Source organism: Corynebacterium bovis DSM 20582 = CIP 54.80 (assembly GCF_030408615.1).
In the GTDB taxonomy this organism is placed as follows: Bacteria; Actinomycetota; Actinomycetes; order Mycobacteriales; family Mycobacteriaceae; genus Corynebacterium; species Corynebacterium bovis.
Genome location: NZ_CP047187.1, coordinates 1,623,993 through 1,641,797, shown reverse-complemented (window position 1 = coordinate 1,641,797; position 17,805 = coordinate 1,623,993). Strand labels below are relative to the sequence as shown.

The following is a 17,805-nucleotide window of genomic DNA, read 5'->3' as shown; positions in this document are numbered from 1 at the left end:
CGGAGCGCAGCACCGACGGACCTGACAGACAGCGACCACCGAGCACGGAGAGGAGGCGGACATGGACGACACGGCGACATCCCGGGACCGGAGCGGCACCGTGGCGGGCCCGCACGGGCACGTCCCGGTCATGCGGGACCGGATGGTGGAGCTCGTCGGCGTCGGCGTCGGGGCCCCCGACGCCCCGGAGCACCCCGTCATCATCGACGGCACGCTCGGCGCCGGCGGCCACGCCGAGGCCTTCCTCGAGGCCTTCCCCACGGCCACCGTCGTCGGCCTCGACCGTGACCCCGCCGCCCTGCGGGACGCGTCGGCCCGCCTGTCCCGGTTCGGTGACAGGTTCCGCCCCGTCCGGACCAGGTTCGACGGTCTCGACGCCGCGCTGGCCGGGCTCACCGCGGACGGCGCCCTCCCGGTCGACGTCCGGGAGACCGGGGTCTCCGCGGCGTTCTTCGACCTCGGCGTGTCGTCCATGCAGCTCGACCAGGGGGAGCGCGGCTTCGCCTACCGCATGGACGCCCCGCTCGACATGCGGATGGACCCGGAGACGCCGCTGACCGCGGCGGACGTGCTCAACACGTACTCGCACGGTGACCTCGCGCGGGTGCTCAAGACCTACGGCGACGAACGGTTCGCCGGGAAGATCGCCTCGGCCGTCCTCCGGGAGCGGGAGGACGAGCCGTTCACGACCTCGGCGCGTCTCGTCGAGCTCCTCTACCGCGTCATCCCCGCCGCGTCGCGGCGGACCGGGGGGCACCCGGCGAAGCGCACGTTCCAGGCCCTGCGCGTCGAGGTCAACGCGGAGCTCGACTCGCTGCGCGCGGTGATCCCCGCGGCGACGTCCCGGCTCCACGTCGGGGGCGTCGCGGTGTTCATGAGCTACCAGTCCCTCGAGGACCGGATCGTCAAGCGCGCGCTGACGACGCTCAGCACGTCCACGACACCCGCCGGACTGCCCGTCGAACTGCCGGGCTCCGAGGCCCCCTTCGAGCTGCTCACCCGGGGTGCGGAACAGGCCGACGCCGCGGAGGTCGAACGCAACCCGCGGTCCGCCCCGGTCCGGGTCCGCGCCGCCCGGCGGGTGTCCACCCGCGGGGGACGGCGTTTCCCCCTGGAGACGGACACCAGCTGAGGGGCCCGTCGACCCCCGGGACGACCCCACCACGACCCTCCTGACACGACCCACCCCCAGCCACCACACCCCGACTGGCCCCGGCCAAGTAAGGACTCCCCGCCATGACGACCGGAACCGTCACAGAGCGCCGCCGCCCGACGTCCCTGCGCGCCCCGCGCGAGGCCGTCGCGCCCGGCACCACCGCCCGGCCGACACGGACCGACGCGCCGTCGAGCCCGCACCGCACGTCCCGTCCCACCCGGACGGCCCGCCCGGCACGCGGGGGACGGACCGGGTCACGCCAGACCGTCTCCGTGCGCGGACGGCGGATCGCCGCCACGACGAAGCGACCGGGGATCATCACCCTCGTGGTCGTCGTCGCCGTGCTGTGCGCCGTCGGCGTCGCGACCGCGATGTACCTCTCCGGCAAGACGACGGAGCAGTCCTTCAGCATCGCCGACGCCCGGCAGCGCAGCGAGGACCTCGGCAACGAGCTCGAGAGCCTCAACCGCGACGTCGCCGACGCCCGGTCGACCCGGCACATCGCCGCCGAGGCCTCGAAGCTCGGCATGGTCACCCCGGGGCAGCCGGGGGTCCTCACCGTCGACGGTGACACGGTGACCGAGGCACGGCCGGCGGACACCTCCAAGCAGGGCACCGTCATCGACGTCAACGGCGACGACCGGCGCTCCGGGGTGGCGGCCGGCACCGAGCGGACGCGCGTCGTCGACGGCCGGGCCCAGGCGCAGACCCCGGCCCGGACGCCGGCGCAGGCCCCGGCCCAGGCCCCGGCGACGGTGCCGTACGCGACGGGCGGGACGCCCGCGCAGGCCCCCGCCGCGCAGACCCCCGCGCCCGCCGCCCCCGCGGCACCCGCGGCACCGGCCGCGCAGGCCCCCGCTCCGGCAGCGCCGGCGGCACCGGCAGCCCCGGCGGCACCGGCGGCCCCGGCCCCCGCGGCACCGGCCGCACCGGCCCCGGCCCCCGCCCCGTGACGGGAGGGGAGAGCGGACACGCCCCGTCCAATGCCTCCGTCGGACGGGCCGTGAGGTCACAATAGGGGGACGCTGACGGGCCACGGACCGACTGACCGACCCCGTGGCGGACAACCACACCCGAGGATGAGGAACGGAGGGACGTCGTGAGCCCCACGTCGGACGGACAGAGGCCGCGACGGCCGCACCACCAGCCGCAGCGCCGGCAGCCCACCGGGCGCACGGCCCGTCCGCAGCGGCCCCGCCCGTCCCGGACCCCGGACCGGAACTCGTGGATGATCGTCGACGCCTCGGCGCCGGCGCTCACCCGCCGGCTGCGGCACGTGTTCATCCTCATCGTCATCATCGTCCTCGCGGTCGTCGTCCGGCTCGCGTGGGTGCAGCTCGTCACCGGCCCGTCGCTGGCCGCCCAGGCGGAGGCCCAGCGCACCGCCGTCATCACGGAGCCGGCCCACCGGGGGACGATCACGGACCGCAACGGCCGCGACCTCGCGTACACGATGGAGGCGCGGCTGCTCTCGGTCCACCCGAAGACCCTCCGGTCGTTCATGCAGGAACGCCACGACCTCGACCCGGACACCGTCCCCGGCCCCGACGACCGGATCGACCAGATCGTCCGCGAGCTGCCCGGCCGGCTCGAGGCCTCCGGGGTCCGGGTCAACGGTGACGACCTGCGGAAGAAGCTCACGGCGGACGACACCTACGAGGTGCTCGCCCGCACCGTCGACCCCGACGTCGCCGAGGCGATCGTCACCGACTTCCCGGAGATCACCGCCGAGCGCCAGGACATCCGCAAGTACCCGAACGGGGCCGTCGCGGAGAACGTCATCGGCAAGATCAGCACCGACAACGAGGGGCAGTTCGGCCTGGAGCTCTCCCAGGACGGCAAGCTCCAGGGCGTCAACGGGTCGCGGACCGTCGACGTCGCCGGCGGCGGGTACGTCATCCCCGGCTCGACCCGCGACGAGCACCCGCCGGTCGACGGGGCGTCGTACCGGCTCACCCTCGACGTCGACGCGCAGACGTACATCCAGCAGCAGGTGCAGCAGGCGAAGGAGAAGTCCCTCGCCGAGTCCGCGTCGGCCGTCGTCCTCGACGCCCACACGGGCCAGGTCGTCTCCATGGCGACGTCGGACACCATCAACCCGGAGGGCGACCTCGAGAAGCAGCTGGCCCGGGGCAAGGTCTTCGGCGACCGCACGGTCTCGGACGCCTTCGAACCCGGGTCGGTGGGCAAGGTCATCACCGCCTCCGCCGCGATCGAGGAGGGCAAGACCACCCCCGACGAGGTGCTCCAGGTCCCCGGCAGCATCGAGATGTCCGGCGTCACCGTGCGCGACGCGTGGGAGCACGGCGTCGCCCCGTTCACGACCACCGGTGTGTTCGGCAAGTCGTCGAACGTCGGCACCCTCATGCTCGCCCAGCGGGTCGGGGAGGACTCCTTCGGCGACTACCTCCACCGGTTCGGCATCGGCCAGGCGACCGGCATCGGCCTGCCGAGCGAGACGTCCGGCTACGTGCCCGACCGGAACCAGTGGTCCGGCGGCACGTTCGCCAACCTGCCGATCGGGCAGGGCATGTCGATGAGCCTGCTCCAGATGACGAGCATCTACCAGGCCATCGCCAACGACGGGGTGCGGGTCGAGCCGCGGATCATCTCCGGGATCACCGGTCCCGACGGAACCGAGGAGCCGGTCGCCGCCCCCGGGGAGACGCGCGTCGTGTCCCCGGAGACCGCGCGGACGGTCCGGAGCATGTTCCGCTCCGTCGTCCAGAAGGACCCGACGGGCGTGCAGCAGGGCTCGGGTTCCCCGGCCTCGATCGAGGGCTACCAGATCACCGGCAAGACCGGCACCGCCCAGCAGATCGACCCGCGCACGAAGGCGTACTCGAACTCGAACTACTGGATCACGTTCGCGGGCATCGCCCCGGCGGACGACCCGCGCTTCGTCGTCGGCATCATGCTCGACAAGCCCCAGCGCGGGACCGACGGCGGGGGCGGGCAGTCCGCCGCCCCGCTGTTCCACGACATCGGGTCGTGGCTGCTCGACCACTACAACGTTCCCCTGTCCGGTGACCCCGGACCCAAGCTCATGCTGGAGGCGCAGTAGACCATGACACACCAGGACACGTCCGGTGCCCGCCCGGGTGACCGCGGGGCGACGCTGCGCGACCTCGCCGCACTCACCGGCGGCTGGGTCGTCGGCGACGCCGACACCACCGTGACGTCCGCGGCGATCGCCGCCTCGGACGTCGACCCCGGCGGCCTGTTCGCCGCGGTGCCCGGGACACGCGTCCACGGGGCGTCGTACGCCGCGCAGTCCGCGGGGGCGGCCGTGCTCACCGACGCCGCCGGCCTGGAGATCATCACCGGGGCGGCGGGTGAGGGCGACGGCGCCGGCGCCGTCGAGGTGCCGCCCGTCCTCGTCGTCGACGACTGCCGCCGCTGGATGGGGCCGGTCGCCGCGGAGATCTACGGCCACCCCTCCCGGGGGATGACCGTCATCGGCGTCACCGGCACGAGCGGGAAGACGACGACGAGCTACCTCATCGAACGCGGGCTCATGGAGTCCCACCACGTCGGGCTCATCGGCACGACGGGCACGCGCATCAACGGCCGCCCCGTCCCGACCTCCCTCACGACCCCGGAGGCGCCGACCATGCAGGCGCTGCTCGCGCGGATGCGCGACGAGGGGGTGTCGCACGTCGTCATGGAGGTCTCCTCCCACGCCCTGAGCCTCGGCCGGGTCCGCGGAATCGCCTTCGACGTCGCCGGCTTCACGAACCTCAGCCGGGACCACCTCGACTTCCACCCGACGATGGAGGACTACTTCCTCACCAAGGCGTCCCTGTTCACCGGGGACACCGGCGGCTCCGACGGCACGGGCGGCACCGACGGGGACGGACAGGCCCTCCCCGCCGCCGTCGTGTGCGTGGACGACGACTGGGGACGACGGCTCGCCGGGATGCTCGACGACCCGGTCACCGTCGCCACGACCGACCGCGGCCGCGACGGGGCGGCCACGTGGACGGTCACGGGGGTCGACGTCGCCCCCTCCGGCGGCCAGCGCATCCACGTCCGCCACCTCGGGACGGAGGCCGTCTTCGGCGTCGCCCTGCCCGGCCTGTTCAACGTCGCGAACGCCACCCTGGCACTCGCGTGCCTCGTCGCCGCGGGGGAGCCCGCGACCATCGCCGGCGTCCTGTCCGACGTCCAGGTGCCCGGGCGGATGCAGGCGGTCGACGCCGGCCAGGACTTCATGGCCGTCGTCGACTACGCCCACAAGCCCGCGGCCGTCGCGGCGGTCGTCGGCACCCTCGCCGAACACCTCGAGCGGGCCGGGCACGGCGGGCGCGTCGGCGTCGTCATCGGTGCCGGGGGCAACCGGGACGCCGAGAAACGGCCCGAGATGGGCGCCGAGGCCGCCCGGCGGGCCGACGCCGTCATCGTCACCGACGACAACCCGCGCGACGAGGACCCGGCGACGATCCGGGCCGCCGTCGAGGCGGGGGCGCGGACGGTCGCCGACGAGCGGCGGGCCGCCGGGGACGGCGACGTCACCGTCCTGTCCGTCGGCGACCGGGCCGAGGCGATCGCCCGGGCGGTCGCGTGGGCGCGCCCCGGCGACGCGCTCGTCGTCGCGGGCAAGGGACACGAGAAGGGACAGCTCATCGCCGGGACCGTGCACGACTTCGACGACGTCGAGGTCCTGCGCACGGCCATCGGCTCGCGGATGACGGCACAGGAGGCCAACTCATGATCGAACTCACGGCAGGGACCGTCGCCGAGGTCACCGGCGGCGCCCTCATCGACGGGGCCCACGAGGACACCGTCGTCACCGGCCCCGTCGAATTCGACTCCCGGGCGGTGACCCCCGGCAGCATCTTCATGGCCCTTCCCGGGGCGCGCGTCGACGGCCACGACTTCGCCGGCGCCGCGCTCGGCGACGGCGCGGCCCTCGTCATGGTCGGCCGGGGCGTCGGCACCCCCGCCCTGCTCTGCCCGTCCGTCGCGGAGTCGGGCGACCCCGGCACCGCCAACGCCGCCTACCTCGAGCACGACCCGGACGGGACGGGCGCCCGGGTGCTCGCCGCCGTCGGGCGGCTCGCCCGCCACAACACGGACGTCCTCGTCCGGGAGAACGGGCTCACCGTCGTCGGCGTCACCGGCTCGGCCGGCAAGACGTCGACGAAGGACCTCATCGCCGCGGTCCTCGCCGAGGACGGGGAGACCGTCGCCCCGCCCGGCTCGTTCAACAACGAGATCGGCCACCCCTACACGGTCCTCCGGGCCGGGCGGACGACCCGCCACCTCGTGACGGAGATGTCGGCGCGGGGGCGCGGGCACATCGCGCAGCTCGCCCGGATCGCCCCGCCGCGCATCGGCGTCGTGCTCAACGTCGGCTCCGCCCACCTCGGCGAGTTCGGGTCCCGGGACGCGATCGCCGAGGCGAAGGGCGAGCTCGTCGAGGCCCTCCCGGCGGGCGACGCCGGGGGGACCGCCGTGCTCAACGCCGACGACCCCCGGGTCGACGCGATGGCGTCGCGCACCGACGCGACCGTCGTGCGCTTCTCGACCGCGCCGGACGCCGCCGACCGGGGCGTCGGGTACCGGGCGACCGACATCACCCTCGACGACGTCGCCCGCGCGAGCTTCACGCTCCACCACCCGCACGGCGAGCCCGTCCGCGTCGACCTGTCCGTCTTCGGAGCCCACCAGGTGTCCAACGCGCTCGCCGCCGCGGCCGTGGGCATGGAGTGCGGCATCGCGCCGGACGTCGTCGCCGCCGCCCTGAGCCGGCACTCCGCGACGAGTGCGAACCGGATGGACGTGCGGACCCGGGCCGACGGTGTGACCGTCATCAACGACTCGTACAATGCGAACCCGGACTCCATGCGCGCGGGGATCGACGCCCTCGCGTACACCGCGGCGGGCCGCCCCGACGCCGCGAGCTGGGCCGTCCTGGGCCAGATGGGGGAACTCGGGGAGGACTCGGTCGCGGAGCACGAGCGGCTCGCCGACGTGCTCGTCGACCGGGGGATCGACCACCTCGTCGTCGTCGGCACCGGGGTGAACCAACGGGCGCTCCACCGGGCCGCCCGCGGCCGGGGGCTGAGCTCCCACGAGGTCGAGAGCGTCGACGCGGCGGTCAACGTCCTCGACCACGACCTCTCCCCGCACGACATCGTGCTCGTCAAGGCGTCCTACGCCGACGGCCTCTGGGCCGTCGCCGAGGGACTCCTCGCCGGGGAGGGGTCCCGGGCCCCCGACGACCCACGCACATCCCCAGAACAGTGACGCGCCACCACCGACAGCACGGACAGTAGGAGCCGAACACACACCATGATGCAGATCATCATCGCCGCCGGAGTGGCATTCCTGGTCTCGATCCTCCTCACGCCTGTCCTCATCAGGCGTTTCTCGGCCGAGGGGCTCGGGCAGGAGATCCGTGAGGACGGCCCGAAGTCCCACCTGCGCAAGCGCGGGACCCCGACGATGGGCGGGATCGCCATCCTCGCCGGGATCGTCGCCGGCTTCCTCGTCGCCGGCCTGTTCGGCGCGCTCACGGGCGCCGGCCCGGGCGCGAGCGGGTGGCTCGTCCTCCTGCTCACCCTCGCGCTCGGCGGCCTCGGGTTCGCCGACGACTACATCAAGCTCGTCAAGGGCCGCAACCTCGGGCTCAACGCCAAGGCGAAGCTCACCGGGCAGCTGGCCACGGCCGTCGTGTTCGGGATCCTCGTCCTCCAGTTCCCGGACGGGCGGGGCCTCACGCCCGCCTCGACGAAGCTGTCCTTCCTCCGGGACATCAACACCTTCGACATCTCGATCGGACCCGCCGTCATCGGCGTCGTCCTCTTCCTCGTCTTCATCTACCTCGTGATCTCGGCGTGGTCGAACGCCGTCAACCTCACCGACGGCCTCGACGGGCTCGCCGCCGGCGTGACCGGCATCGTCATGATCACGTACGTCCTCGTGACCTTCTGGCAGTTCCGCAACTCCTGCGCCGCCGGGGCGACGGCCGGGTGCTACTCGGTGCGTGACCCGCTCGACCTCGCGGTGCTCGCGGCGGCGGGCCTCGGCGCGTGCCTCGGGTTCCTGTGGTGGAACGCCGCCCCCGCGAAGATCTTCATGGGGGACACCGGCTCCCTCGCCCTCGGCGGGCTCGTCGCGGGCCTGTCGGTGACCTCGCGGACGGAACTGCTCATGGTCGTCGTCGGCGCGCTGTTCGTCGTCGAGGCCGCGAGCGTCGTCATCCAGGTCCTCGTCTTCAAGTCGACGGGGAAGCGGTTCTTCCGCATGGCCCCGATCCACCACCACTTCGAGAACGGCGGCTGGGCCGAGACCACGGTCACGATCCGCTTCTGGCTCATGGCCTCGATGGCCGCGATGCTCGGCATCGCCCTGTTCTACGGCGAGTGGCTGAGCTCGGTGCAGCTCTGACCCGTCCCGTCCGCACCAGCCCCTGACCAGCCCCTGACCAGTTCCTGACCAGCCCACGACCCCCGGGAGGCCCACCGTGAACCCCACCGTCACCGCCATGACCGGCGGTCACGTCCTCGTCGCCGGAGCCGGGGTCGCCGGCCGCGGGGCCGCCCGCCTGCTCGCCCACCTCGGGGCGCGGGTCACCGTCGCCGACGACGACGCCGACCGCAGCGCCCGGCTCGCGGCCGAGTGCGGTGGCCGGCGGCTCGGGGTCACCGACGCCTGCGACCTGCTCGCCACCGGGCACCCGCCGGCGGGGGACGACCCGCTGCCGGCCGTCGACCTCGTCGTCATGTCCCCCGGGTGGCGGCCCGGCTCGCCGCTGCCGCGCGCCGCCGCGGAGGCCGGGGTGCCGGTCGTCGGTGACCTCGACGTCGCCCGGTCGGCCGACGCCGCGGGTCTCGTCGGCCCCTCCCGCACGTGGATCGTCCTCACCGGGACCAACGGGAAGACGACGACGACCGCCATGACCGCCGCGATCCTCCGCGCCGACGGCCGGTCCGCGGCGGCGGTGGGCAACATCGGGGCCTCGCCCGCCGAGCAGCTCCTCGCCGACGAACGCACGGGCGTCCGCACCGACGTCCTCGTCGTCGAGGCCTCCAGCTTCCAGCTGCACTGGTCCCGGGACCTCCACCCCGACGTCGGGTGCGTCCTCAACCTCGCCGAGGACCACCTCGACTGGCACGGGGACATGACGGCCTACGCCGCGGACAAGGCCACCTGCTTGACCGGCGCGGTCGCGGTCCTCGCCGCCGACGACCCGGCCGTGCTCGTCGCCGCCGAGCCCGTCGTCACCGGCCGGCGCCGGGCGTTCACCGTCGGCGACCCGCGGGCGGCGGCCCGGGCCCTCGGGACCACCGGCCCGGTCGTCGGCGTCCGCGACGGCCGCCTCGTCGAGACCGACGGGCCGGACCGGGGGGAGACCGTCGACCTCGCCCCCGCCGACGGCATCTCCCCGCCCGGGCCCGCCGGGGTCGCCGACGCCGCGGCCGCCGCGAGCCTCGCCCGGGCCGTCGGGGTCACCCCCGGGGCCGTCGCCCGGGCCCTCGGGTCCTTCACCGTCGCCCCCCACCGGGGCCAGGTCGTCCACCGGGAGCCCGGCCCGGACGGGGTCGGGGAGATCCGCTGGATCGACAACTCCAAGGCGACGAACCCGCACGCCGCCCACGCCGCGCTCGCCGGGCTCGACGGCGCGGTCTGGGTCGCCGGGGGCCAGCTCAAGGGGGCCGACGTCGACGACCTCGTCCGCGACGTCGCCCCCCGGCTCCGCGGGGCCGTCCTCCTCGGCGCCGACCGCGCGGTCATCGCCCGGGCGCTCGCCCGGCACGCGCCGTCGGTCCCCGTCACCGTCGTCGACGGGACCGACCCCGCGACCGTCATGGGGCACGCCGTGCGCGCCGCCAGGACTCTCGCCCGCCCGGGGGATACGGTGGTGCTGGCACCCGCGGCCGCCTCCCTCGACATGTTCGACGGCATGTCCCACCGCGGTGACCTCTTCGCGAGGTACGCCTGCAGCACACGAGAGGAGCGGGACCAGTGACCACCGCGACCCCGGCCCGACCCGGCCGCCCCGACCAGCCCCGCCGCCCCGACGCCGACCCGTCGCCGTGGCGCGGGCTCGCCCGGAAACTCGGCCGCCTCATCGACACCCCGCAGACCGACTACAAGGTCCTGCTCGGGATCACCCTCGTCCTCACCGCCGTCGGCCTGACGATGGTGCTGTCCTCGTCCATGGTCACCTCGCTCGAGGGCGGGGCCGGCGTGTGGCAGGAGTTCATCAAGCAGGGCCGGCTCGTCGTCGTCGGCCTCGTCGGCATGTGGGCGGCCATGCGCGTCCGCCCGTCGTTCTTCCGCCGGCTCGGCCCGTGGCTCATGGTGCTGTCCTTCGTGCTGCTCGTCGCCGTGCTCATCCCGGGCGTCGGCGTCGGCGGCGAGGAGGTCGGCACCAACGCCTGGATCCGCATCGGCCCCGTCGGCATCCAGCCCTCGGAGATCGCGAAGATCGGCCTCGCCGTCTGGGGCTCCAACGAGGTCACCCGCCGGGTCCGCGCGACGCCGAACGCGCGGTCCTTCGGGCCGTTCACCCTCGCCGCCGGCGCGGTCTTCGCGCTGTGCGTCATCCAGGGCGACCTCGGCATGATGATGGCGATCTCCGTCGTCGTCGTCGCGATCTACTACTTCGGCGGCGTCGACCGCCGGCTCCTCGGCGTCGTCGTCGGCGGGATCGCGGTGCTCGGCGCGGCCGTCATCGGCCTCGCCTCCTACCGCGGCAAGCGCATCGAGACCTGGAGGGAGACGCTCACCCTGAACTTCCACGAGGGGACGACGCAGGGCGCCGCCTACCAGAGCCGGCAGGGCATCCTCTCCCTGTCCGACGGGTCGATGTTCGGCCAGGGCCTCGGCCAGTCCCGGGCGAAGTGGTTCTACCTCCCCGAGGCGAAGAACGACTTCATCTTCGCGGTGCTCGGCGAGGAACTCGGGTGGCTCGGCGCGCTGCTCGTCGTCCTCCTCTTCGCCGGGCTGACGTGGTTCGGCATCCGCGTGGCCCTCGCCCAGTCCGACCCCTACCTGCGGATGCTCGCGGCGACCGTCACCGTCGGCATCACGGTCCAGGCCTTCTACAACATGAGCTACGTCCTCGGCCTCGTCCCGATGACCGGCATCCAGCTGCCGCTCATCTCCGCCGGCGGCACGTCCGCCGTCATCACGTTGAGCTCGCTGGGCATCCTCCTCAACTGCGCCAGACACGAACCGGCGACGATCTCGTCGATGCAGCACGAGGGACGGCCGCTCATCGACCGGCTGTTCCTCCTGCCCGAGCCGCGCCCCGCGGAACCCGGCCGCGAACGCCGCGAGCGGACCCGCGCCCGGCCCGCCCAGTACGGTGAGCCCGTCACCCGCCGCCGCACCACGCAGCCCCCCGCGGCCGGTCGCGCCACCCCGCCCCGCCGCACCCCGCCCCGCACCCCGCCCCGCCCGACCACGAGACGACCCGGGAGACCCTGACCCGTGACCGACCACCCCACCGACCACCCGACCGCCACCCCGTCCGGACCCTCCGTCGTCGTCGCCGGCGGCGGCACCGCCGGCCACATCGAGCCCGCCCTCGCCGTCGCCGACGCCGTCCGCGCCGCCCGCCCCGACGCCCGCGTCACCGCGCTGGGCACCTCCCGGGGCCTGGAGTCGACGATCATCCCCGCCCGGGGCACCGACCTGCGGCTCATCCCCGCCGTGCCCGTGCCCCGGAAACCCTCCCGCGACCTCGCCTCCCTCCCGGGGCGCCTCGCCGGGGCGGTCCGGGCGACCCGGCGGATCCTCACCGACGTCGACGCGGACGTCGTCATCGGCTTCGGCGGCTACGTGTCCGCCCCCGCCTACCTCGCCGCCCGCTCCCTCGGCGTGCCGATTCTCGTCCACGAGGCGAACGCCCGGGCGGGGATGTCGAACCGGCTCGGCGCGCGGCTCGGCGGCCGGGCCCTCGCCGCGGTCGCGGGCTCCGGCCTCGACGCCGAGGTCGTGGGCATCCCGGTCAAGCAGTCCCTGCTCACCCTCGACCGGGCCGCGCTGCGGGCGGAGGCCCGCCGGTTCTTCGGGCTCACCGACCTCGACGACGACGCCCCCGTCCTCCTCGTCACCGGCGGCAGCCAGGGCGCGGCGAGCATCAACCGCGCCGTCGCCGGGGCGGTGCCGACCCTCCGGGACGCCGGGATCAGCGTGCTCCACGCCCACGGCCGGAACAACACCGTCGAGGTGCCCGGTCCGCCGGCCGGCGCGGACGCCCCCGGTGCGCCGCGCTACGTCCCCGTGCCGTACATCGACCGCATGGACCTCGCCTACGCCGCCGCCGACATGGTCCTCTGCCGGGCCGGGGCGATGACCGTCGCCGAGGTCTCGGCGTGCGGCCTGCCCGCCGTCTACGTGCCGCTGCCGCACGGCAACGGGGAGCAGGAGCTCAACGCGCGCCCCGTCGTCGCCGCGGGCGGCGGCGTCATCGTCCCGGACGCCGAACTCACCCCGCAGCGCGTCGCCCGCGAGGTCGTGCCGCTGCTGCGCGACGCCGACCGCCGGCAGGCGGCGTCGGCGGCCGCGGGCGCGGCGGGACACCGGGACGCGGCGACGCGGATCGCGTCGCTGGTGCTCGAGGCGGGGGACCGGCACGCCCGGGCCCGCTCTGATCGGAGGAAGTGACATGACAGACAGTGACCGCCCCTCGTCCACCGGGGGAGACGCCCCGGACCTCAGCCGCGTCCACATGGTGGGCATCGGCGGGGCGGGGATGTCCGGCATCGCCCGCCTCCTGCTCGACCGTGGGGCCACGGTGAGCGGGTCGGACATGAAGGAGTCCCGCAGCATCCTCGCCCTCCGCGCCGCCGGCGCCGTCGTCGCCGAGGGCCACCGGGCCGGGAACCTCACCCTCGCCGGCGCGGAGCCGACGGTCGTCGTGACCTCCTTCGCGGCGATCCCGCAGGACAACCCGGAGCTCGTCGCCGCCCGCGCGGCGGGGATCCCGGTCCTCCGCCGCTCCGACGTCCTCGCCCTGCTCATGGAGGACCGCCGGGCGCTGCTGCTCGCGGGCACGCACGGCAAGACGTCGACGACGTCGATGGCCGTCGTCGCCCTGCAGGCGGCGGGGGAGGACCCGTCGTTCGCCATCGGCGGCCAGCTCAACCGGTCCGGCACGAACGCCCACAGCGGCACCGGCGACGTCTTCGTCGCCGAGGCCGACGAGTCCGACGGCTCGTTCCTGTCCTACTCGCCGGACGTCGCCGTCGTCACGACCCTCGAGCCGGACCACCTCGACCACTTCGGCACGGAGGAGGCCTACCGCCGCGTCTTCCGGGACTTCGCGGGCCGGATCCGGCCCGGGGGCACGCTCGTGGTCTGCCTCGACGACGACGGCGCCGCCGCGCTCGGCGAGGCCGTCGCCGCCGGGGAGGTCCCGGTCGCCGACGGGGTCACCGTCAGCGGGTACGGCACGGCCGACGGCGCGCGCCGTCACCCCGGGGTCCCGGCCGGGGCCGTCGTCGACCGGATCGTCACCGACCCCGCGGGGGGCTCGGGGGCGGTCGTCACGGTCGACGGCCGCACCCTCGACCTGCGGGTCCGGATCCCGGGGGCGCACATGGTCCTCAACGCCGTCGCCGCCGTGCTCGGCGGCCACCTCATGGGGGCCGATCTCGAGGGACTCGTCTCGGGGATCGACACGTTCGACGGCGTCCGCCGCCGGTTCGAGCACCACGGCACGGTCGCCGGGGTCGAGGTGTACGACGACTACGCGCACCACCCCACCGAGGTCACCGCCGTGCTGTCCGCCGCCCGGGACCGGGTGACGGCGCGGGGCGGCGGCCGGGTGCTCGCCGTGTTCCAGCCGCACCTGTACTCCCGCACGACGACGTTCGCGGCCGAGTTCGCCCACGCGCTCGACCTCGCGGACGACGTCGTCCTCCTCGACATCTTCGGGGCCCGCGAGGTCCCGGTCGAGGGCGTCGACAGCCGGGTCATCGCCGACCGCATGCACACCCCGGTGACGTACGTGCCGGAGTTCACCGCCGTGCCCGGGGTCGTCGCCGGACGGGTCCGCCCCGGGGACATCGTCCTCACCCTCGGCGCCGGGACGGTGACGATGCTCGCCGACGAGATCGTCCACGCCGTCGCGGCCGACGCCGCCGACAGCCCGGAGGAGGCCGGCCGTGGGGACCGCTGAGCCCGCCGTGCCCGCCGTGCCCGCGCGGCGGCCCCGGCGCCGGGTGCGCCGGCGGGTCGTCGCCGCCGTGGTCGTCGTCCTCGCCGTCGTCGTCGCGGCCGTGCTGTACCTCAGCCCGCTGCTCGCCGTCCGCACGATCGAGGTCGACGGCGTCTCCCACCTCGACCCCGCGCAGGTGGAGCAGTCCACCGGCGTGCGCCGGGGGCAGAACATGCTCCGGGTGGACACCGGGGCGGCGGCGCGCACCGTCGCGACGTTGCCGTGGGTGGAGAAGGTCACCGTCGCGCGGTCGTGGCCGTCGACCGTGACGGTCCACGTCACCGAGCACACGGCGACCGGCTTCGTCGAGGACGGCGGGGAGCCCGTGGTCCTCGACGCCGACGGGGTGCCCTTCCTCCGCGGCGAGACGCCGGAGGGCGTCGTCCGGATGACGGAGGTCGACCCGCGGGACACGAAGGCCCTCGCCGCCGGCGCCCGCGCGGTCGCGGCCCTGCCGCCGGAGGTGCGGTCGCAGCTCGAACGGGTCGAGGTCCGCAACGCGGAGAACATCCGCATGGTCTTCCCGGAGGGGCGGGACGTCTACTGGGGTTCGGCCGAGCGGGCGGCGGACAAGGCCGAGGCCACGCGCGTCGTCCTGCTCCGCGAGGGTGCGCACTGGAACGTCTCCGACCCCCGGCAGCCCTCCGTCCGGTGACCCGCAACCCTCAACTGCAGCTTGAGGGATACGACACGCCCCCGGGAAAATCCCGGGAATCGTCCCGTCAGTCGGGACAATCGTGGGGAACAACCCAGGCGGGACCACGAGGAAGGCGAGAACAACGAACATGACAACACCAGGCAATCACCTCGCGATGATCAAGGTGGTCGGTGTCGGTGGCGGCGGTGTCAACGCCGTCAACCGGATGATCGACGAGAACCTCCAGGGCGTCGAGTTCGTCGCCATCAACACGGACGCCCAGGCGCTCATGCTCACCGACGCCGACGTGAAGCTCGACATCGGGCGCGAGGAGACGCGCGGCCTCGGCGCCGGCGCGAACCCGGACGTGGGCCGCCGTTCCGCCGAGGAGCACAAGGACCAGATCGAGGAGGTCCTCGAGGGCGCCGACATGGTCTTCGTCACCGCCGGTGAGGGCGGCGGCACCGGCACCGGTGCGGCCCCCGTCGTCGCGAACATCGCCAAGAAGCAGGGCGCGCTCACCGTCGGCGTCGTCACCCGCCCGTTCTCCTTCGAAGGCCCCCGCCGCACGAAGCAGGCCCTCGCCGGGATCGAGGAGCTGCGCGACGTGTGCGACACCCTCATCGTCATCCCCAACGACAGCCTGCTGAAGATGGGCGACGAGGCGCTGTCGATGATGGACGCCTTCCGCAAGGCGGACGAGGTCCTGCTGTCCGGTGTCGAGGGCATCACCCGTCTCATCACGACGCCGGGCGTCATCAACGTGGACTTCGCCGACGTGCGCTCCGTCATGGCCGACGCCGGGTCCGCCCTCATGGGCATCGGCTCCGCCCGCGGCGACGACCGGGCGCGCAAGGCCACCGAGCTCGCCATCAACTCGCCGCTGCTCGAGACGACGATGAAGGGTGCGCAGGGCGTGCTCCTGTCCTTCGCCGGCGGCTCGGAGCTCGGCCTCTTCGAGGTCAACGAGGCGGCCTCGATCGTCCAAGACCTCGCCGACGAGGACGCGAACATCATCTTCGGCACGATCATCGACGACCAGCTCGGCGACGAGGTGCGCGTCACGGTCATCGCGACCGGGTTCGACGACTCCCCCTCCGTGGCCGAGCGGCTCGGCTCCCAGGGCGGCGCCCACCGGGCCCCCGAGCCCGAGCGCCCCGCCCAGCGTGAGCGCGACATCTTCGACGGGGACACCCCGCCGGAGACGAGCTTCACCCGTCGCACGTCCGGCCCGGCCCCGTCGTCCTCCCCGGCCTCCTCGCCGCAGTCCGGCGGGCTGTTCACCGGCCGCGAGGACGCCCCGCGCGACACCCGCCGCCAGGCCGACACCGGGGACGACGATGGCCTCGACGTCTCCGACTTCTTCTGAGCCGCCGGTGCGGCCCGGCGAGGGGGACGGCCGCCCCGTCCGCAAGGTCTTCACCGACCGCACCGGCGGGGTGTCCCGCGAGCCCTACGGCAGCTTCAACCTCGGTGACCACGTCGGCGACGACCCCGCGGCCGTCGCCGCGAACCGGTCCCGGCTGGCCTCCGTCCTCGGCCTCGACGACGACCGCCTCGTCTTCATGGAGCAGATCCACTCGCCGACGGTGACCGAGGTCACCGCGGACATGGTCGGCCGCGGGCCGGTCCCCGCGACCGACGCCCTCGTGACGACGGTCCGCCGCGCGGCGCTCGTCGTCCTCACGGCCGACTGCGTGCCCGTGCTGCTCTCCGACGGTGAGGCCGGGGTCGTCGCGGCGGTGCACGCCGGCCGCATGGGCGCGCGCAACGGCGTGCTCACCCGCACCGTGCGCATGATGGAGGAGCTCGGCGCCGTGCCCGCGCGGATCCACGCCCTCATGGGCGCGGCCGCCGGCGGCGACTCCTACGAGGTCCCGGGGCACATGGCCGACGACGTCGAGCGCCACCTCCCCGGGTCGCGGACCCGCACGTCCGCCGGGACGCCCGGGCTCGACCTCCGGGCCGGGCTCACCCGCCAGCTGCTCTCCCTCGGGGTGCGGCTCATCGACGCCGACCCGCGGGACACGATCACCGAGACGTCGTTGTTCTCCCACCGTCGGGAGGGCGTGACCGGCCGGCAGGCCGGGGTGGTGTGGCTGACATGACCGCCCCGACAGCCCCGGGCGCCGCGGACGCCGCCCGGCGGGCCGAGCTCGCGGCGGCGCTCGACCGCGTCCGCGCGCGGATCGCCGCGGCCGGTGGCGCGGACCTGCTGCCGGTGACGAAGTTCCACCCGGCCGGGGACCTCGCGCTGCTCGCGGACCTCGGGGTCCGTGCCGTGGGGGAGAACCGGGAGCAGGAGGCGCGGGCGAAACACGACAGCTTCGGCGGGGTCCCCGCGCTCCACATGATCGGCCAGGTGCAGACGAAGAAGGCGAACGCCGTCGCGCGGTGGGCCGCCGCGGTCCACACCGTCGACTCCGCCCGCCTCGTCGCCGCCCTCGACCGGGGCGTGGCCCTCGCGCTCGAGCGGGGGGACCGGGCGCCCGCGGACGACCGGCTGCCGGTGCTGCTCCAGTGGAGCGCCGACGGGGACGCCGCGCGGGGCGGGGCCGTCGCCGGGGACCTCGACGCCCTCGCCGACGCCGTCGCCGCGACGCGGCACCTCAGCCTCCGGGGGCTCATGTGCGTCCCGCCGCGGGGCGTGGAACCCGGTCCGGTCTTCGCCCGGGGCCGCCGGCTCCTCGACGCGGTCGCCGACCGGGTCGACGGTGGGCCGGTGTACTCCGCGGGGATGAGCGGCGACCTCGAGGCCGCCGTCGCGGAGGGGGCGACGCTGGTGCGTGTCGGAACGGACATCATGGGTCCGAGACCCGTAGCCTGAACAAC

At 74.7% G+C, this 17,805-nt stretch carries 13 protein-coding genes and 1 pseudogene; all 14 read left to right on the top strand.

Annotated features, from left to right (window positions below; translation table 11 throughout):
- The first annotated feature begins 61 nt into the window (after positions 1-61).
- A complete protein-coding gene (gene rsmH, locus CBOVI_RS06640; RefSeq protein WP_010267062.1) occupies positions 62-1,132 on the top strand; it encodes a 16S rRNA (cytosine(1402)-N(4))-methyltransferase RsmH in 1,071 nt (356 codons plus the stop codon).
- Positions 1,133-1,236: 104 nt separating this feature from the next.
- Entirely contained in the window at positions 1,237-2,109 is an 873-nt protein-coding gene (gene ftsL, locus CBOVI_RS06635) for a cell division protein FtsL (RefSeq protein WP_125187451.1), read from the top strand.
- Positions 2,110-2,384: 275 nt separating this feature from the next.
- Positions 2,385-4,220 carry a peptidoglycan D,D-transpeptidase FtsI family protein gene (locus tag CBOVI_RS06630; protein WP_010268075.1) on the top strand — a complete coding sequence of 612 codons (1,836 nt, stop codon included), beginning with the start codon at positions 2,385-2,387 and terminating at the stop codon, positions 4,218-4,220.
- A 3-nt stretch (positions 4,221-4,223) separates the two neighbouring features.
- Positions 4,224-5,870, top strand: a complete 1,647-nt coding sequence (locus CBOVI_RS06625) for a UDP-N-acetylmuramoyl-L-alanyl-D-glutamate--2,6-diaminopimelate ligase (protein ID WP_010268071.1) — start codon at positions 4,224-4,226, stop codon at positions 5,868-5,870.
- Entirely contained in the window at positions 5,867-7,408 is a 1,542-nt protein-coding gene (locus tag CBOVI_RS06620; protein ID WP_010268067.1) for a UDP-N-acetylmuramoyl-tripeptide--D-alanyl-D-alanine ligase, read from the top strand. Before CBOVI_RS06625 ends, CBOVI_RS06620 begins: the two co-directional genes overlap by 4 nt.
- A 45-nt stretch (positions 7,409-7,453) precedes the next feature.
- Entirely contained in the window at positions 7,454-8,551 is a 1,098-nt protein-coding gene (gene mraY, locus CBOVI_RS06615) for a phospho-N-acetylmuramoyl-pentapeptide-transferase (protein WP_010268063.1), read from the top strand.
- Between the two features lie 61 nt (positions 8,552-8,612).
- A pseudogene (murD, locus tag CBOVI_RS06610) lies at positions 8,613-10,133 on the top strand (UDP-N-acetylmuramoyl-L-alanine--D-glutamate ligase); the annotation flags it as partial.
- On the top strand, positions 10,130-11,599 hold the full coding sequence (locus tag CBOVI_RS06605) for an FtsW/RodA/SpoVE family cell cycle protein (RefSeq protein ID WP_125186918.1): 1,470 nt from the start codon (positions 10,130-10,132) through the stop codon (positions 11,597-11,599). The pseudogene murD and the gene CBOVI_RS06605, both read left to right, overlap by 4 nt.
- 3 nt (positions 11,600-11,602) lie before the next feature.
- On the top strand, positions 11,603-12,781 hold the full coding sequence (murG, locus tag CBOVI_RS06600) for an undecaprenyldiphospho-muramoylpentapeptide beta-N-acetylglucosaminyltransferase (RefSeq protein WP_125186115.1): 1,179 nt from the start codon (positions 11,603-11,605) through the stop codon (positions 12,779-12,781).
- A gap of 1 nt (position 12,782) precedes the next feature.
- Entirely contained in the window at positions 12,783-14,297 is a 1,515-nt protein-coding gene (gene murC / locus CBOVI_RS06595) for a UDP-N-acetylmuramate--L-alanine ligase (protein WP_010267357.1), read from the top strand.
- The gene (locus tag CBOVI_RS06590; RefSeq protein ID WP_010267359.1) at positions 14,284-14,991 is read left to right on the top strand and encodes a cell division protein FtsQ/DivIB; all 708 of its coding nucleotides are present in this window, start codon (positions 14,284-14,286) and stop codon (positions 14,989-14,991) included. Before murC ends, CBOVI_RS06590 begins: the two co-directional genes overlap by 14 nt.
- A gap of 130 nt (positions 14,992-15,121) precedes the next feature.
- Positions 15,122-16,342, top strand: a complete 1,221-nt coding sequence (ftsZ, locus tag CBOVI_RS06585; RefSeq protein WP_029157810.1) for a cell division protein FtsZ — start codon at positions 15,122-15,124, stop codon at positions 16,340-16,342.
- Complete coding sequence (gene pgeF / locus CBOVI_RS06580) at positions 16,314-17,081, top strand: peptidoglycan editing factor PgeF (RefSeq protein ID WP_050798219.1); 768 nt, start codon at positions 16,314-16,316, stop codon at positions 17,079-17,081. Before ftsZ ends, pgeF begins: the two co-directional genes overlap by 29 nt.
- The gene (locus CBOVI_RS06575; protein WP_183273618.1) at positions 17,078-17,800 is read left to right on the top strand and encodes an alanine racemase; all 723 of its coding nucleotides are present in this window, start codon (positions 17,078-17,080) and stop codon (positions 17,798-17,800) included. The genes pgeF and CBOVI_RS06575 overlap by 4 nt, the downstream gene beginning before the upstream one ends.
- The last annotated feature ends 5 nt before the right edge of the window (positions 17,801-17,805 follow it).